Raw genomic sequence first — 17,622 nt, forward strand, 5'->3', positions numbered from 1 at the left:
GTTTTTGTAAACGAAGCTTTAAGCTTGTCTTATACTTTGACAGGAAAGCGAAGCTCACTAACATTGGCGGGTAGTCATTCCGTTCAGAAGTATGAAGATGGGCGTCCGGACGAAACATTAGAAAAATATAATGTTTCGATGACCCGAAAGTTATCAAGAAAACTCGAAACAGTTGCTGGCTACTCTTTAAGCCAGCAGCAGCGCATAGGAACAGCAGACGCTGTAACAGCAGAATACAGTCTAGGTGTAACACGAAAACTGAGTGCCGATAGCGACTTGAAGCTTACTTATAGGCTTGTTGATCGAGAGTCTGATGATTTGAGTAATGATTATAAAGAGAATCGATTGCAGCTCTCCTTTAAATCGAGCTTATAAAGGTTTGTAGCGAAAGTTATTATTATTTTTTAACCTTGTGCAGTGTATACGCCTCCGTAGGCTTTAATTATTAGGCAATATTCTTGGTTGAAATGATTAGGAATATACCTCTTCGTTGTGCGTTATTATGCCTGTTATATTTCGATTTAGAGTGCAAGATATGCAGGAAAATAAAAGGCCAGTTGTTAATGCAATGACTGTAGATGTTGAGGACTATTTTCAGGTCTCTGCATTTGAGAAACAAGTGTCAAGAAATAATTGGGCAAGCCATTCAAGTCGTGTTGAAGAAAATATTGATCGGATCTTAGCATTATTTGATGCTCATAATACTAAAGCAACGTTTTTTACATTGGGATGGTTAGCTGAGCGGTATCCTATGATGATTCATCGCATCATCGAGCAAGGGCACGAGCTTGCTAGTCATGGCTGGGACCATCAGCGTGCTACCAATCAAAATAGAGATGAGTTTAGGCATGATGTATCACGTGCTAAGTCTGTTTTAGAAGATATATCCGGTCATGTTATCAAAGGCTATCGTGCTCCGAGTTATTCCATTTGTGAAAAAAACTTCTGGGCGTTAGATGTTTTAGCTGATGAAGGGTACCTCTATAGTTCTAGTATAGTGCCGATTAAGCATGACCATTATGGCATGCCAGATGCTTCCAGGTTTGCATTTGAGGTTGCTGATGGGCGGCTGCTAGAAATTCCGGTAACAACGATTCCTGTTCTTGGGCGTAATATTAACTGTGGGGGTGGCGGATGGTTTCGGTTATTTCCTTATGGGTTTACACGCTGGGCATTAAAACAGGTTAACAGTGAAGAAAATATGCCATGTAATTTTTATTTTCATCCATGGGAAATAGACCCACATCAGCCAAAGATTGATGGTATTACGTTGAAAACTCGTTTTAGACATTACCTTAATTTGTCTAAAATGCATGGCCGTCTAGAGTATTTATTGGAAGATTTTCGTTGGGGTCGAATGGATGAGATATTTCTAGATAATACTTCTCGTAAGTAGCACGCAATAGTTTAGCTCGCTGAACGTTATTGAATTGTTAACATCAAAGGCTAAAAGCCTAAAATGAAAATGTAATGGAGTACTCATGAGTCTCGAAGTCTTAGCATTGCAAAGTAAAGATATAGCTAGGTGGGATGCATATGTTGAGAACAATGACTCCTCAACTTTCTTCCATCGTGCCGGTTGGAAGCGGGTACTCGAAGAATCATTTGGGCATAATGTTCAATTTCTCTTTGCAGAAAGAGATGGTGAGATTGAAGGCATTTTGCCATTAGCGCAAGTGAAAAGTTTTTTATTCGGAAACAATTTAGTTTCACTTCCCTTTTGTGTTTATGGTGGTGTGATTGCCGATAATTCAGAGGCTGCAAGTCTATTAATAGAGTCTGCTACTTTGCTAGCTAAAGAGTTAAAAGTTGACTCCCTTGAGTTAAGAAATACATTAGCATCGGGCCAAGATTGGCCAACTAAATCATTATATTATACGTTTCGTCGTTCAATTTCTGATGATAATGAAGCGAATATGTTGGCTATTCCCCGTAAAAGGCGAGCGATGATTCGCCAGGGTATAAAGGGCGAATTAATCAGTGAAGAAGATAATGGTTGGGAGCGTGTTTATAACACGTATGCTGAGAGCGTTCGTAATCTAGGGACTCCAGTTTTTTCTGCAAAATACTTTCGGGTGCTTAGGGAAGTTTTTAAAGATGACTGTAGGGTGCTAATGATTACTCATGAGGGAAAAGATGTAGCTGGCCTGATGAGTTTTTATTTTAAAGACCAAGTATTACCTTACTATGCCGGTAGTTATGATTCGGCAAAAGCACATAAAGCACATGATTTTATGTATTGGGAGTTGATGAGGCGCTCAGCTGATGAAGGGGTGAAGCTATTTGATTTCGGACGTAGTAAAGAAGGTACTGGCCCATTTCTATTCAAAAAAGGGTGGGGCTTTGAACCTGAAAATCTTCATTATGAATATTATTTGGTAAAGGCTGACTCAATACCCGAAGTGAACCCGAACAATCCTAAATATAAGCTTTTTATAGATATGTGGAAAAAGCTCCCTGTTCCTGTTGCAAATAAATTAGGACCTTTATTATCTAGGAGTTTAGGATAATGAAGCCTGCTCTGTTATTACTATGTCATCGAATTCCGTATCCTCCTAATAAAGGAGATAAAATTCGCGCTTATCATTTGTTAAAATTTTTAGTAGAGCACTATGATGTCCATTTGGGCTCCTTTATTGATGACCCATTGGATTGGAAATACGTATCAGATGTGGATGCTATGTGTAAGAGCAGTCACTTTATAAAGCTTGACCCTTTGCAGGCAAAAATCAAGTGTCTTAAAGGCTTTTTTACAGGTGAAGCACTATCAGTGCCTTATTATAATAGCAAACCGCTGCAGCAATGGATTAACTCTACGGTTAAGACCCATGGAATCAAAAAAGCTATGGTTGTTTCATCTGTAATGGCTCAGTTTTTGGCAGATCCGGGTATTAAATTAGACAACAAAATCATTGATCTAGTTGATATCGACTCTGATAAATGGAAGCAGTACTCCACTATGAAAACGTGGCCTATGAGTTGGGTTTATCAGCGTGAAGCTAGAACGCTGCTGGAATATGAAAGAGATGCTGTGAATGATTTCGACACAAGTTTTTTCGTCTCGTCTGCTGAGGCTGAGATGTTTAAGAAAAAAATTGTACATTCGCAAAATAAGGTTGGCTTTTACAATAATGGTGTAGATAGCGAATATTTTTCAGTGTCTGGTGATCTGCCTAATCCTTACTCTATAAATACAAGGCCGGTTGTTTTCACCGGTGCAATGGACTACTGGCCAAATATAGATGCTGTAAAATGGTTTGTAGCAGAGGTGTTTCCTGCTTTGTATCATCATAATCCTGCATTAGTGTTTTATATTGTAGGAAGCAATCCAAGCGATGAAGTACGCCAGCTTGCACAGATTGATGGTGTTGTTGTCACAGGGCGCGTTGAAGATATCAGGCCTTATATTGAATATTCATATCTTTGTGTTGCTCCTATGAGAGTTGCTAGAGGGATTCAAAACAAAGTGTTGGAAGCTATGGCTATGGAAAAAGCAGTTATAGTGAGCACAATGGGGTTGGAGGGCATTAGTGCTAAGAATGAAGTAGAGGTTTTAGTTGCCGATACTGCTGATGAGTATATACAGGCAATAAATGAAATAACGGAATCTAGAGCAGTAAGTCTCGGAAGGGCGGCTAGAGTACGAGTGAAAACAGATTTTAACTGGTCTGAAAGTCTACCTGTAGTAATGGAACACTTGGAAAATAACCTGCAGCAGAGGCTGTCATGACTAGTGCGCTAAAGGATAATATGGAAGTCGCAAAACAGCAGACATCGTGGCGTTATTTTCTGCCTTCAGTAATAGCCTATCTTGTTTTATTAACTATTTTTTTTTATGGCACCGTCGAATCTATGGTTTCTATATGGATTCGGTCTGAAACTTTCACCCATGCTTTCTTAATCTTACCCATTTCTATCTGGCTTGTTTGGGAGAAAAAAAACTACTTACGGGGATTGTCTCCTAAGCCTTCCCTAATAGGAATGTTGTCCCTCGTTGGTGCAGGTTTTTTGTGGCTATTAGGTCATTTGGTCGATGCTACTGTTGTACAACAACTAGCATGGGTTACTGCATTCATTGGTGGAGTTTGGGCTATCCTAGGCAATCGTATTGCTTGGGCTATAGCATTTCCATTGGCTTTTTTGGTCTTCCTTATTCCGTTTGGTGAAGATTTAGTACCGATGATGATGGAGTTTACTGCTGACTTCACTATAGGTTTGGTCAGGTTGTCGGGTGTACCTGTTTATCGAGAAGGGCTGTTTTTTTCTTTGCCTACAGGTCATTGGTCTGTTGTTGAAGCTTGTAGTGGCATTAGATATTTAATTGCTTCTCTTACCTTGGGTTGTTTGTATGCATACCTTACTTATAGCAGCTTAAAAAAACGCCTATTATTTATAGCAGTTTCAATAGTTGTACCTATTATAGCTAATGGCTTAAGAGCTTACATGATTGTAATGCTTGGCCATGTTAGTGATATGACTATTGCCACAGGTGTAGATCATTTGGTTTATGGCTGGTTGTTTTTCGGCATTATAATATTTTTGATGATTTTAGCGGGTTCTAGGTTTCGTGATGATGCTGATTCCTTTAAAGGTGTTGAGTCACCAGCTACAGAGAGCAATACTAATTATAGTTTCCCAAAAACCCTGCAAGCATTTTTCCTTTCTCTTTGTCTAATTGGTATTTGGCCAGCACTTGCACATATCATTGATGACAATTCATACCGAACGAATGATGCCACGGATAAGCTGTCTTTTGGTGAGATAAATGGGTGGGAATCACTAGATCAGGTTCGATGGGACTGGGCTCCTAATAATCAAGCAGCAGAAAAAACGGAGAAATTTTTCGAAAAAGGAAAGGTGCAAATCGGTGTCTACTTACAGTACTTATTTGTCAGAGAAAAAGGAGTAGAGCTGATTAGCTCGCAAAATACATTACTAAGTTCTGATCAGAGTGATTGGCGAATAGTCGGTAATAATAAGAGATCAATACAAATTGGCGAAGATAATCTAGAAATTAATGAAACGTTGCTAAAGGCAACAGACACCCAGTTACTTGTATGGTCTTGGTATCGTATTGGTGAGCATTACACCTCAAATAGATATATTGCTAAGCTTCTCGAGGGATTTAATCGATTAACATTTGCTCGACAGGATGAGGGTGAAGTTATTTTTGCTTTACCCTTTAATGAAAGTGAAAGCATTGATAAACGATCGGTTGTATTAGAGAATTTTGTACAGAAGATGCTGCCTCAAATGGAAAAAGCGGTTGAAAGAAAAGTAGCTAAAACAAAATGAAAACTAATAAGCCGCCTCTAATAGCTCATATCATCTATGCCCTAGGAACTGGAGGGTTAGAAAATGGCTTGGTTAATATTATCAACCGCATGCCTACTGATAAATATCGACATGTCATTATCTGTCTAACGCATGCAACTGATTTTGCAAAAAGAATAACAGCACCAAACGTCATCGTTATCGAACTCCATAAACGAGAGGGGCATGATTTAGGAGTGTACTGGCGTTTACAAAAGTTACTTTGGACGCTAAAACCAAATATCGTGCATACCCGTAATCTTGCTGCTTTAGAGATGCAAGCTCTCACTTTGTTATTACCTGGCGTTAAGCGTGTTCATGGCGAGCATGGTAGAGATATTTATGATTTACATGGACAGAATAAAAAATATAACCGTTTAAGAAAGGTTATGAGTTATGTGGTGCATCGCTATATTGCAGTCAGCCAGGATCTTGAAAATTGGCTGTTGACAACGGTAAATATTCCCAGAGAAAAGGTTCAGCAGCTGTACAATGGTGTTGATTTAACACGCTTTAACCAATTAGACGACACCATAAAAACAGACGTTCTACCACCTGAGTTTGCAAAAGGCTGTTTGGTTATTGGCACTGTTGGCCGGGTCGCAGCAGTTAAAGATCAGCTTACTCTTTTAAAAGCGTTCGATATTCTTGTTAAATGTGATTCTGATATATCAGATAAGTTGCGATTAGTAATCGTCGGAGATGGTCCACTTTTTACGGCATTAAAGGAGCAGGTTAGTGCCTTAGGTTTAGAAGATAAGATTTGGTTGGCAGGGGATAGGAAGGATATACCTGATTTACTTAGGTCTATGGATATTTTTGTATTGCCGTCTCTTGGTGAAGGTATATCAAATACAGTATTAGAAGCGATGGCGACTGGCTTGCCTGTTGTAGCAACACGGGTGGGAGGTAACCCAGAGCTAATAGAAGATCATCACACCGGTATATTAGTACCAGTGGGTAATAGTGAAGAAATGGCGCGAGTTTTGCTGGATATCGTCAACGATAAGAGCAAGCTATCCGCAATGGGTGCTGCTGGTTTAGCTAAAGTCCAGAGGCAGTTTCATTGGGATATAACCGTAGCCAATTACTTAGCAGTTTATGATGGGTTATTGAAGTAAAAAGTAGCAGCCGATCAATCAGAGTAAGAGTAGAGAAGGATAATTAAAACCGATGTGTGGAATCGTTGGCGTTTTCGATTTAACAGGTAAAAGAGAGTTCTCACGTGAGCTTATTTCGCGAATGAATGAAACCCAATTTCATCGTGGTCCAGATGAAGGGGGAATTCACATCGAACCTGGCGTTGGTTTTGGACATCGTCGGTTGTCCATCATTGACTTGTCCAGCGGTCAGCAACCTTTGTTTAACGAAGACGGATCTGTCGTCGTTACATACAACGGTGAAATCTATAACTTTCCTGAGCTTTCTGAAGAACTTAAAGCTTGTGGACACCAGTTTAAGACGCATTGCGATACTGAAGTAATTGTTCATGCTTGGGAAGAGTGGGGAGAGGCGTGTGTTGAACATTTTAGAGGGATGTTTGCATTTGCTATCTGGGATAGAAACCAGCAAACACTTTTTCTTGCTAGAGACCGTTTGGGGATAAAGCCCTTATTTTATACTGCACTACCTGATGGCTCATTTGCTTTTAGTTCAGAGCTGAAGGCACTCAAATCCCTTGATAACCTACCTAGGGAGATTGATCCCACTTCTATAGAGAATTACTTTACGTTCGGTTACGTCCCTGAACCGAAAACTATCTTTAAAGAGGTTTATAAGCTTCGCCCTGGTTATACGTTGTTAATGAAGCATGGCTCTAGTGCCATTGAACCTAAAAAATACTGGGATATACCGTTTACGCCTGTCAATTACGCATCAGAAGAAAGCTTAAAAGCAGAGCTTATAGAGCGCCTGAGAGATGCGGTTGATGTACGTATGGTTGCTGAAGTTCCATTAGGTGCTTTTCTGTCTGGTGGAGTTGACTCTAGTGCGATTGTTGCCATGATGGCTCAGTTGCAAGAAAAACCGGTACATACGTGTGCTATAGGCTTTGATGTAAAGCAGTTTAACGAAACAGAATTTGCCAAACAGGTAGCTGATCAATATAAAACGGATCATTTTGAAGGTCTTGTTGGTAGTGATGATTTTGACCTGTTAGATACATTGGCCGATTTATATGATGAGCCTTATGCAGATAGTTCCGCTATACCGACTTATCGTGTATGCCAGCTTGCAAAAAAACAGGTTACTGTAGCTTTATCCGGAGATGGTGGTGATGAGAACTTTGCGGGTTACCGTCGTTATCGCTGGCATATGAATGAAGAAAAGCTAAGAGCGGCTATACCGCTGAGTGTCAGAAAGCCCGTATTTGGTATGTTAGGGAAGTTGTACCCTAAAGCAGATTGGGCTCCACGAGTATTTAGAGCTAAAACTACTTTCCAAGGGCTGGCAAGAAGCTCCGTTGAAGCGTATTTACATACCGTTTCTTTGTTATCAGAAGAGCAGCGTGATCAGTTGTTTAGTGACAAGTTAAAAACTGCTCTAAAAGGGTATAAGTCGATAGAAGTTTTTAATGAATATGTGGCTAATGCACCGACACAAGACCCGTTGTCACTCATTCAATACCTAGATATGAAAACGTATCTAGTAGGCGATATTCTTACCAAAGTTGATCGAGCAAGTATGGCGCATGCGCTAGAAGTTCGAGTTCCGCTATTAGACCATAAATTTATTGAGTGGGTCTCAGGCTTACCATCAAACCTAAAATTGAAAGGACAAGAAGGAAAATACGCGCTTAAAAAGTCACTGGAGCCATACCTGCCTAATGACGTGCTGTATCGTGCCAAAATGGGATTTGGAGTGCCTCTTGCTAAATGGTTTAGAGGACCGTTGAAAGAGAAAGTAAATGAAAGTTTACTTGGCGATACGATACGCCAGAGCGGCCTTTTTAATATGGAATTTATCGAGCAAGTCATTAAGCAGCACCAAAGTGGAGCGCGCGACTACAGCGTGATTATTTGGAGTTTGCTAATGTTTAATGCATTTCTTGAACGTGAACTCGATATTGCGGCTTGATCCAGATAAGGGAAAGATAACACGTGAAAATTTTACACATTCTAGACCACTCGATTCCACTGCATAGTGGGTATACATTTCGGACTCGCTCAATATTAAAGCAGCAGCGTGCCTTAGGGTGGGAAACCGTGCATGTTACGTCTGGTAAGCACACGCTAGACTCTGCGCCTGTAGAAAGTGTAGAAGAGTTTTTGTTTTACAGGACGCCTGCTAAGGCTTCTTTCCTTGATAAGCTGCCATTGTTCAATCAGTTATCCATTATTGATCAGCTAACAAAAAGAGTCTATGAAGTAATAGAAGAAACGAATCCGGATATTCTGCATGCTCATTCCCCTGCACTAACAGGCGTCGCTGCACTAAGAGCAGGAAAAAAATATGGTATACCGGTAGTTTATGAGTGCCGGGGGTTTTGGGAGGATGCGGCCGTTGATCACGGTACATGTAAAGAAGATGGCGTGCGATACAAGCTTACAAGAGCGCTCGAGACTTACGTATTTAAACATGCTGATGCGGTAACAACGATTTGCGAAGGGTTACGTAAAGACATTGAAGCAAGAGGCATTGGTCGCGAGAAAATAACAGTGATTCCTAATGCTGTTGATATCGATAAATTTAGCGTAATAACTCACTGTGACCAAGCTTTAGCAGAAAAGCTCCAGCTTCAGGGTAAAAAGGTTTTAGGGTTTATCGGTTCATTTTATGCTTATGAAGGACTGCTCCTTTTGCTTGACTCTTTGCCTGAGATGATTAGTAAAAATCAGGACATTCGTTTGTTGTTGGTAGGTGGTGGCCCACAGAATGATTTAATAGAAAGTAAAATTAAGTCACTAAATTTACAGCAATATGTAGTGACTACAGGGCGCGTTCCGCATACCGACGTGCAGGCTTACTATAGCTTGGTGGACATATTTATCTATCCCCGTTTGGCAATGCGCTTAACGGAATTAGTAACACCTTTAAAGCCGCTTGAAGCGATGGCTCAAGGAAAACTAGTGGTCGCATCAGATGTAGGTGGACATAAAGAATTGATAGATGACGGTAAAACCGGTCGTTTGTTTAAAGCAGGGGATAAACAAGATCTTGCGCGGGTTGTGCTTGAGATGCTGGATCAGAATGATGATTGGATTTCTTTCAAGCAACAAGGAAGAAAATATGTAGAAGAGCAACGGAATTGGCCGGTGAGTGTTGGTCAGTATGAACATGTATACCCTAAGATTTATAAAAACGGATAATGGTTAACTTACTCGTAGTTACGACACTATTCCCTAATAGTGTTCAACATCGTCATGGGATTTTCGTAGAAACTAGATTGAAAAAAATTCTGGAAACCGGCGAAGTTAACGCAGTTGTTGTTGCGCCCGTTCCATGGTTCCCTCTTAAAAGTAAACATTTCAGTCAGTATTCGCAGTATGTAGATATACCATCGAAAGAACATAGGAATGGTGTAGATATATATCATCCGCGTTATTTGGTTATCCCTAAAGTTGGAATGCTCATCACACCACTTTTTTTAGCATTGGCTATTTTTCTTACTATATTTAAGGTAAGAAAACAGGGGTATCAATTTGATTTAATCGATGCTCATTACTTTTATCCAGATGGTGTTGCTGTAGCAATTGCTTCACACTTTTTGAAGTTGCCATTTGTTATTTCTGCTAGGGGATCAGATATAAATTTAATTCCTAATTATTCAATGCCACGAAAAATGATCTTATGGGCCGCATCAAAAGCCCATGCATCTATTACTGTTTCTTCTGCATTGAAAGAGAGAATGGTTGCCTTAGGTGCAGAAGAAAAAAAAATACATGTATTAAGAAATGGAGTTGATGACGTGTTATTTTCTCCGAAAAATTACCAAGAAATGCGCAATAATCTCTCATTAGAAAGCACTACCCTCTTGAGTGTTGGGAATTTAACAGAGTTAAAAGGTCACGATCTTATTATAAAAAGTTTGTTAAACCTTCCCGATTGCGAGCTAATTATCGTTGGTGGTGGAGAATTAGATAGGTCACTTAAGGCTCTTGTTGATACTTTAGGGTTGTCGGAACGTGTTCGTTTTATGGGAACCTTGAAGCAAGCAGAGTTAGTGGAGGTATACAGCTCGGCTGATTTGCTGGTACTGGCGTCCAGTCGTGAAGGTTGGGCTAACGTGCTATTAGAAGCAATGGCTTGCGGAACCCCTGTTGTCGCAACTAATGTGGGTGGTACCCCCGAACTAGTTAAGTCTCCTGAGGCGGGTGTTCTAGTAGAGGAGCGAAGCACTTCTGGTCTAGTTAAGGCTATCAATAAGGCTTTATCATTAAAAGTAGATAGAGGTTTGACACGAGAATACGCGAAAAAATTCTCATGGGACCAAACGATAAAAAATCAAACTAGTTTATATAAAAGGATAGTGAATATTAATGCGTGATATCCTTATAACATTGATTGTATTTGGAAGCATTCCATTTATTTTGCGCAGACCCTACATAGGGATATTAATGTGGTCATGGTTAAGCTATATGAACCCACATAGGTTGGCTTATGGTTTTGCTTACGATATGCCGTTTGCTCAGATTATTGCCATTGTTATTTTTATAGCGTTTGTATTTAATAAAGATAGACAAAAAATCCCGTTTAGCGGAACGATAGTTGTCTGGGTCTTATTCTTAATATGGGCATCATTAACTACATATTTTGCGATATATCCAGATTTTGCAGCCGACCAATACATACGTATTATAAAAATTCAAATTTTTACTTTTTTAACAATGGCTCTAATAACTAACCAAGAAAGAATAAATAAATTAATTTGGGTAATAACACTTTCAATAGGGTTCTATAGCATAAAAGGTGGTGTTTTCACTATTTCTTCTGGTGGAGCATTTAGAGTCTGGGGGCCTGCTGGCTCTTTTATAGAAGATAATAATGAGCTTGCATTAGCGTGCTTAATGATTATCCCACTGATGTATTATCTACTTGTTCAGCTTAATAATCGCTGGGCAAAGTATGCTATGGGAGGCGCCATTTTATTAAGTTTAGTATCCGTCATTGGGTCGCAATCACGGGGTGCTCTTATTGCGATTGTTGCAGTGTTGGGATTTTATTGGCTTAAAACAAAAAGTAAGTTTATATCTGCGTTTGCTATCCTGTTTATCGTTGCTGCTGGGTGGAACTTTATGCCTGAAAGTTGGCATGAACGAATGGATACAATAAGTAACTATGAAGAAGATGTGTCAGCGATGGGACGTATTAATGCATGGATATACAGTATCAATATAGCGAATGACCGACTTTTAGGAGGAGGGTTTAACTCTTGGTCAAGTAATACATATGCTATGTATTCACCTGACGCTGAGTTGGTGGTTGTCGCACATAGTATTTATTTTAATGTATTAGCCGATCATGGGTGGATAGGGCTTCTTCTGTTTCTTTTAGTATTAATGTTCACATGGAATAGTTTGTCACGAATTATTAAACGTACTCGTGATGATCCTGGTATGGAACAACAGAATCTATTGGCTAGAATGTTGCAGATAAGCTTTATTGCATACTTAACAGGCGGTGCATTTTTGAGTCTCTCATATTTTGATTTGCCGTGGCACTTAGTTGCAATAACCTTACTCATAAGTCATCAAATTGATATGGAAAATGAAAAGCTTCCGCCAGTAAAATTTAAAAATTCTATGCTTTAATATTTAAATATGACTTTAGGTGTAAATAAGATGATGCAGTGCATTTTTAAGGCCCTTAGCGTGGTTGTGCCTTTCATACTAAAGACAAAGGGTAAGCAGCATTTATCAATACTGATTTATCATCGCGTATTGCCTAAATATGACTTTATGCGACCATCAGAGCCAACAGTAGAAGAGTTTGATTGGCAGATGTCGATTATCTCACGTTACTTTAATCCTCTTTCATTGGCTGATGCTTTAGAGTTAATGAATCGAGGCGAATTGCCCGAAAATGCGATATGCGTAACTTTTGATGATGGCTATGCTGATAATGAAAGTTGTGCTTTACCTATTCTGAAAAAATGGCATATTCCTGCTACTGTGTTTATATCTACAGGCTTTATAAATGGAGGCCGCATGTGGAATGACACGGTGGTTGAGACTCTTAAAGGAATAGATAAGCATCTCGATTTACAAAAACTAGGGCTCGGTGAGTATACACTTCATGATCAAGAGTCCAAAAAAATAGCAGCACAGGAGATTCTTACAGAAATTAAACATCGTGAGATAGAAAGTAGAGCAGAGGCCGTTGAGTTTATAGAATCTCTAGCAGAGCATACCCTTCCTCGTGATTTGATGCTTACAGACCAGCAAATTAAGAACTTGTCAGATGCCGGGGTTGAGATTGGTGGCCATACAGTTAGTCATCCGATATTAGCAAAACTAGATAACGCTCAAGCTAAGCAAGAAATATTTGATGGGAAAAAATGCTTAGAAAATATTATTAATAAAAAGATAAAGTATTTTGCATACCCAAACGGGAAATTAGGCCACGATTATTTGGAAAATCAGATTAGAATCGTAAAAGAAGCTGGATTTGAAGCTGCGGTTTCTACTACATGGGGAGTATCTACGCGCAATAGTGATTGTTATCAGCTTGCGCGTTTTACACCGTGGGATAAGAGGGCAGATAAGTTTTTCTTGAGATTATTACTAAATCAAAAAAAGGTAAAATTTTGATTTTTACCAATGTCCTGATTTTTTAAGCCTTTTCATTAGACCTTTTAGAGGGAACTTTTGAGCATAGGCTTTTAGAGCATATACTTTGGCTTCATCAAACCGTTCCATTTCTATGAAGAGCAGGCCAAGATTATATTGAATTTCTGCACTACCTGCTGATTGTTGTTCTGCTTTTTTATACTGAATAAGGGCGTTATCAAAGTCCCCTATTTTATGCAGCAAAATTCCATAAAGCATAAATGATGATGCATCTTTCGGAGAAAAGTTAATAGCACGTTGTAAGTAGCATTCAGCAGGCGTACTCATTTTTTGTTTATAATGTTTTGCTCCATAGAGAGTTCTCAGCTTGATGACTGAATTCAGGGCACGATGATGATTTGGGAAAGCTCTAAGAGTATAGTCAATGTCGCCATAGAGGTTGTATTTTTGCTTAGCACCACCTCGTAAGCTTTCAACATTTTCGTTAAAGTGAGCTCCCTCAACTAGGCCTAATTGCTTTGTGAGTTGGCTTCGCTGTGTATAGTCGTACGGACCATAATTTTGCCCTTTCCCTTGACATGAACTACCCGCTAAGGTGTCTCCTATCCATGGTGCACTAGTTTTACTACTATTTGCATGTGCTGAGATACAAAAAACAAGGAGACAGCTACCTAATAAAATTTTGTAGTTTCGTGAAAAAGATAAAAAAAACATGATAATATGCTCCTACTTGTATCCAGCCCTATGATAAACAGAAATATATTTTCAGGCAAATATAGTTTTTGAAAAATTAGTATATGCATTTTAGAGAACTTATGAATAAGTATTTTAAGAAAATTAAAGAAGCTGTTAACTGGAGTTTATACGTATTATTTCTTAAATTAGTATCATTAAGGAAAAGTAAAAATAAACACGATGTTAATACTACATTAATCAAAGATTACTCTTTAATGCAGCATGACGATGTCTTTTGGTTTTTTTGTTCTACTATAGGTGAGTTGAATGCATGTGCTCCTTTTATAAATCGTAAATATATGAACGGAAAAGTAGTTATTTTGACCGATAGGATTTTTTATAAATCCTCATATTTAGATAAGTTCCCTGATTCATTAGTTGTTGAGGTCAATTCTGATGATAATCAAATTAGTTCACTATTAAAAATTTTGGTTCCAAATGACTTTTATGTTTGTGAAATACCATGTTCACCAAATGATGCACCTTGTCGATTACCGTATGAGATATTACGTGAAATAAAAAATAAAAAAGTGAATATGTTTATAATCAATGGTTGGTTGTATGAAAATGAACCGGCATGTATTCAAGATAAAGTTGAACGGTATTTATTTAGGACACAGTATTTTGATATATTTGATGGGATTGCTGTTCAAACTAATGAGATAAAACGCCGAATGGTAGAAATTGGGGCTGATAGTAAAAAAATCGAAGTTACAGGTAATATGAAATTTGACGCGATAAACAATTTAGCTACTACTGCTCATGATGCAATATCGAATAGTTTAATTGCGACATTAATGAAGCATAATAATGTTATTGTTGCCGGGTGCTTAATTGATGAAGATGAGTATAGAAAGGTTACGAAAGCATTTGTTGATGTGTTAATTGGTACACCAGATGCCGTATATGTTCTTGTACCACGGCATCCTGAAAAGAATGAGCAATTAGAAATAATAACAAAGATTCTTAGCGAATATGGCATGAGCTATATTTTTAAGAGTAGTATATTGAAAATAACAGATTTTAATCATCAGGTATTAATTTTAGATACAATTGGTGAATTAAGAAATTTCTATGAATGCGGTTCCATTTGTTATGTTGGTAAAGATCACAATGTTTTAGAGCCACTGTTTTTAGGAAAGAAAGTTGTTGTGCCGGATGGTTGGAATAAAAAATACCCGAGTTATCCTGTTTTTGACATAGCAAGGGAGAATGGATTACTTGCGATTGATTCAGAAGATAGCCTCGGAGTACTTTTTTCCGAGCAGCTAAGAAATAACATAGATAAATCTAATGAAGTAAAAACGTGCCTTCAAAAATTATCTGGTGCAACAATAAGAAATGATAGCTTTATTAACAAACTTACCTGTGGCGTTTAATTTGTGAATAATCTTAAAAAATCACTGGTGCTCTCATTTGCTCAAAAATACAGTGAACTTCTGATTGGTTTTTGTGCAAGTGTGATTTTAGCAAGATTACTCATACCAGAAGAGGTAGGGTTATATTCTATAGTTGCAACAATTATTGTAATTGCACATATGATTCGAGATTTCGGCGTGTCTTCCTATATAGTTCAAGAAGATGACTTGACAGATGAAAAATTGATATCTGCATTTCTTGTTACATTTACTTGGTCATATACAATTGCATTATTATTATTTTTGAACGCTCAAAATATAGCTGACTTTTTTGAACGTGAAGAAATAAATATCATAATTAATCACGTTCTTTTCAACTTTCTTATTATACCCTTTGGATCAGTGTCATTAAGTTTATTACGGAAGGATATGAATTTTTCAGCCTTATTTAAGGTTAATGTTACATCCGCTTTAGTCGGTGCAATAGTTTCTGTTAGCTTGGCGTTTAATGGCTTTAGTTTTATGAGCTTAGTGTGGGGAAGCATTGCTACTACATTTACTACTGTTTGTTTGAGCTCATTTTTTAGAAAAAAAATTAAGTTAGTATTTCCAAGTTCGAATAATATTAAAAATGTTTTCATGTTTGGCTCAAAATCCTCATACATATATATATTGTTCATGTCTGTAAGCCAGTTACCTGAGATTATTATTGGAAAGTTTTTCGGGATGGTAAATGTAGGACTCTATAGCCGTGCCAATGGTTTGGTAATGTTGTTTCATATGGGGGTTATGCAAGGAATTGTCCCTGTTTTGTTACCACACCTAGTAAACGAAATGAAAAAGAAAGGAGATATTAAACAAGAATATTTAAAGTGTGTTAACTATATTTGTATTGTTGCATGGCCATTTTTTATATTTTTAGCATTAATGAGTGAAAAGATAATAAGCTTTTTATATGGAGCTAATTGGGTTTTGGCAGCGCCGCTAGTAACATGGCTAGCATTAGCTGGTGCAATAGTATCGGTTTACTCAATTAATACGCATGTGTTTGTTGCGACTAAAAATATTAATTCAGATGTTAAAAATCAGTCTATTTCTCAAGCGCTTTCATTCATTATTATAATAGCGGCATCTTTCTTTAGTCTTCAAATACTATTGATGAGTATTGTATTGGCTCGATTAGTCAGCCTTATTGTTTCAACTTACTATCTTTGCAGTGCAACAAATATGGTAGCTTACGATATATTTTCAACTTTAGTGAAACCTTTTGCGGTGACAGTGATTAGCTTTATTTCAATTTATTATATCTCCAGATTGGAATATCTAAATAATGTTAGTGATTTTTTCGCTTTATTAATTTCTGGGACCCTATTCGTTTTGGTTTGGTTTATATCATTAAAATTTGTAAAGTCCGATATTATAGATGCTGTAATGAAATAGTGAGAATGCACATGGAAGTGCATCCCTGGTTTCCATAACAAGTAAATTTACTTTATATACTTAGATAAGCGCCACCCTAAAGGTATAGAAGATAATTTATCCTTTATTTTTAACTTTAAAGGAAGCTCTAACTCAAATAGATCAAAAGGAACATCGCAGCAAAAGTTTATATGTCTTCGAGTTAAATTCGTTGGGCTTCTTTGGCTTACTGCGTGTATCGATTTAGGTGAGTTAAGAAACAACACTAATGTGTTTTCTTTATATGGGGCAGTACTTACAACTGTAATTAATTCGGAATCGATTTCTGCTGGCAATTCAGAAATTTTAACTGAAGACGAACTAGGGTAAAGATTGCTAGTTGCCCGGCATACATTGAGGTCACTCCCTATCGAAGAATCCCCATCTTGTCTGAAATATAAGAGAGCTGCAAATAATTCAGAGGGTCTGTCTATATGAGGCCCACGGACTGTTCTGACTTTTTGGGAATAGTTTACATAAAATTGGCATTCCATAGAAATATCAGCACCTGGAGCAAGGGTATCGCTTCTTCCTCCAGGTCTCATACTAACTCTGAATTTATCAATTGAGGTACCAATTTTATCCTCGAGTGTTGGGTTAAGTGCTAGTATGGAATCTCCAACAACTTCAACTAATTCGTCGAAGAATTCTTTTGAGGTATGATGTCTAAAGAAAGTTTTCCATGTAGCGTGTATTTTATCATCTTCCAAAACTTTGCACGCAGGATAGTCATACCATGTATCCTGTAGGTCTCTTCCATCTACTATAGTCTCATCATTTGGGAAGTTATCCTGTAATTCATTAAAAATATCTTTATCTAAGGCGTTTTCTATAATGATATGAGGGTATGGCTCTAAAACTAATTGTGAGCTACTTACATTGGAAAGTATGCTTAGTTTATTCTTTAAATTCATAATCAAAATCCTTATAAATTATCTTAATCGTAAATGATTATTTCATTTACTCTAATAAATCAAGTATATTACGCAATACTGTTAATTAATATCTTGATGAGATATGCACATTATAAT

General features: G+C 37.8%; 15 protein-coding genes. 13 read left to right on the forward strand and 2 right to left on the reverse strand.

Annotated features, from left to right (window positions below; translation table 11 throughout):
- The 11 genes from QZZ55_RS00715 to QZZ55_RS00765 all read left to right on the forward strand — a co-directional run.
- Window positions 1-375, forward strand: a 375-nt coding sequence (locus QZZ55_RS00715) for an outer membrane beta-barrel protein (RefSeq protein ID WP_293264253.1), incomplete at its 5' end; no start/stop codon positions are given.
- A 160-nt stretch (window positions 376-535) separates the two neighbouring features.
- On the forward strand, window positions 536-1,396 hold the full coding sequence (locus QZZ55_RS00720) for an XrtA system polysaccharide deacetylase (protein WP_293264255.1): 861 nt from the start codon (window positions 536-538) through the stop codon (window positions 1,394-1,396).
- Window positions 1,397-1,502: 106 nt separating this feature from the next.
- Window positions 1,503-2,510 carry a FemAB family XrtA/PEP-CTERM system-associated protein gene (locus QZZ55_RS00725; RefSeq protein WP_293264257.1) on the forward strand — a complete coding sequence of 336 codons (1,008 nt, stop codon included), beginning with the start codon at window positions 1,503-1,505 and terminating at the stop codon, window positions 2,508-2,510.
- The gene (locus QZZ55_RS00730) at window positions 2,510-3,730 is read left to right on the forward strand and encodes a TIGR03087 family PEP-CTERM/XrtA system glycosyltransferase (RefSeq protein WP_293264259.1); all 1,221 of its coding nucleotides are present in this window, start codon (window positions 2,510-2,512) and stop codon (window positions 3,728-3,730) included. Before QZZ55_RS00725 ends, QZZ55_RS00730 begins: the two co-directional genes overlap by 1 nt.
- Window positions 3,727-5,295, forward strand: a complete 1,569-nt coding sequence (xrtA, locus tag QZZ55_RS00735) for an exosortase A (protein ID WP_293264261.1) — start codon at window positions 3,727-3,729, stop codon at window positions 5,293-5,295. The genes QZZ55_RS00730 and xrtA overlap by 4 nt, the downstream gene beginning before the upstream one ends.
- Window positions 5,292-6,434: a TIGR03088 family PEP-CTERM/XrtA system glycosyltransferase gene (locus QZZ55_RS00740; RefSeq protein WP_293264263.1), complete on the forward strand. Its 1,143-nt coding sequence runs from the start codon at window positions 5,292-5,294 to the stop codon at window positions 6,432-6,434. The genes xrtA and QZZ55_RS00740 overlap by 4 nt, the downstream gene beginning before the upstream one ends.
- Window positions 6,435-6,486: 52 nt before the next feature.
- On the forward strand, window positions 6,487-8,388 hold the full coding sequence (locus tag QZZ55_RS00745; RefSeq protein WP_293264265.1) for an XrtA/PEP-CTERM system amidotransferase: 1,902 nt from the start codon (window positions 6,487-6,489) through the stop codon (window positions 8,386-8,388).
- Window positions 8,389-8,411: 23 nt separating this feature from the next.
- Entirely contained in the window at window positions 8,412-9,620 is a 1,209-nt protein-coding gene (locus QZZ55_RS00750) for a TIGR04063 family PEP-CTERM/XrtA system glycosyltransferase (protein WP_293264267.1), read from the forward strand.
- 77 nt (window positions 9,621-9,697) lie between these two features.
- The gene (locus QZZ55_RS00755; RefSeq protein WP_293264269.1) at window positions 9,698-10,798 is read left to right on the forward strand and encodes a glycosyltransferase; all 1,101 of its coding nucleotides are present in this window, start codon (window positions 9,698-9,700) and stop codon (window positions 10,796-10,798) included.
- Window positions 10,791-12,062 (forward strand): putative O-glycosylation ligase, exosortase A system-associated, encoded by a 1,272-nt coding sequence (locus QZZ55_RS00760; protein ID WP_293264271.1) that lies wholly within the window; start codon window positions 10,791-10,793, stop codon window positions 12,060-12,062. The genes QZZ55_RS00755 and QZZ55_RS00760 overlap by 8 nt, the downstream gene beginning before the upstream one ends.
- A gap of 9 nt (window positions 12,063-12,071) precedes the next feature.
- Window positions 12,072-13,061: a polysaccharide deacetylase family protein gene (locus QZZ55_RS00765; RefSeq protein ID WP_293264273.1), complete on the forward strand. Its 990-nt coding sequence runs from the start codon at window positions 12,072-12,074 to the stop codon at window positions 13,059-13,061.
- 3 nt (window positions 13,062-13,064) lie between these two features.
- On the opposite strand, the gene QZZ55_RS00770 is transcribed toward QZZ55_RS00765, so the two are convergent.
- Window positions 13,065-13,754, reverse strand: coding sequence for a hypothetical protein (locus QZZ55_RS00770; RefSeq protein ID WP_293264275.1), 690 nt, complete (start codon window positions 13,752-13,754; stop codon window positions 13,065-13,067).
- Window positions 13,755-13,855: 101 nt separating this feature from the next.
- Between QZZ55_RS00770 and QZZ55_RS00775 the strand changes: the two genes are divergently transcribed.
- Entirely contained in the window at window positions 13,856-15,154 is a 1,299-nt protein-coding gene (locus tag QZZ55_RS00775; protein WP_293264277.1) for a glycosyltransferase N-terminal domain-containing protein, read from the forward strand.
- 3 nt (window positions 15,155-15,157) lie between these two features.
- Window positions 15,158-16,573 carry an oligosaccharide flippase family protein gene (locus QZZ55_RS00780; RefSeq protein ID WP_293264279.1) on the forward strand — a complete coding sequence of 472 codons (1,416 nt, stop codon included), beginning with the start codon at window positions 15,158-15,160 and terminating at the stop codon, window positions 16,571-16,573.
- Between the two features lie 47 nt (window positions 16,574-16,620).
- Here QZZ55_RS00780 and QZZ55_RS00785 read toward each other — a convergent pair whose 3' ends face one another.
- Window positions 16,621-17,505 (reverse strand): hypothetical protein, encoded by an 885-nt coding sequence (locus tag QZZ55_RS00785; protein ID WP_293264281.1) that lies wholly within the window; start codon window positions 17,503-17,505, stop codon window positions 16,621-16,623.
- Between the last annotated feature and the right edge of the window lie 117 nt (window positions 17,506-17,622).

Source organism: Neptunomonas sp., from assembly GCF_016744175.1.
Taxonomy (GTDB): domain Bacteria; phylum Pseudomonadota; class Gammaproteobacteria; order Pseudomonadales; family Balneatricaceae; genus Neptunomonas.

Coding starts and splice junctions, on each gene's coding strand:
- QZZ55_RS00720 (WP_293264255.1), top strand. CDS start 536: ATGCAGGAAAATAAAAGGCCAGTTGTTAATGCAATGACTGTAGATGTT.
- QZZ55_RS00730 (WP_293264259.1), top strand. CDS start 2,510: ATGAAGCCTGCTCTGTTATTACTATGTCATCGAATTCCGTATCCTCCT.
- xrtA (WP_293264261.1), top strand. CDS start 3,727: ATGACTAGTGCGCTAAAGGATAATATGGAAGTCGCAAAACAGCAGACA.
- QZZ55_RS00740 (WP_293264263.1), top strand. CDS start 5,292: ATGAAAACTAATAAGCCGCCTCTAATAGCTCATATCATCTATGCCCTA.
- QZZ55_RS00745 (WP_293264265.1), top strand. CDS start 6,487: ATGTGTGGAATCGTTGGCGTTTTCGATTTAACAGGTAAAAGAGAGTTC.
- QZZ55_RS00760 (WP_293264271.1), top strand. CDS start 10,791: ATGCGTGATATCCTTATAACATTGATTGTATTTGGAAGCATTCCATTT.
- QZZ55_RS00765 (WP_293264273.1), top strand. CDS start 12,072: ATGACTTTAGGTGTAAATAAGATGATGCAGTGCATTTTTAAGGCCCTT.
- QZZ55_RS00770 (WP_293264275.1), bottom strand. CDS start 13,754: ATGTTTTTTTTATCTTTTTCACGAAACTACAAAATTTTATTAGGTAGC.
- QZZ55_RS00775 (WP_293264277.1), top strand. CDS start 13,856: ATGAATAAGTATTTTAAGAAAATTAAAGAAGCTGTTAACTGGAGTTTA.
- QZZ55_RS00785 (WP_293264281.1), bottom strand. CDS start 17,505: ATGAATTTAAAGAATAAACTAAGCATACTTTCCAATGTAAGTAGCTCA.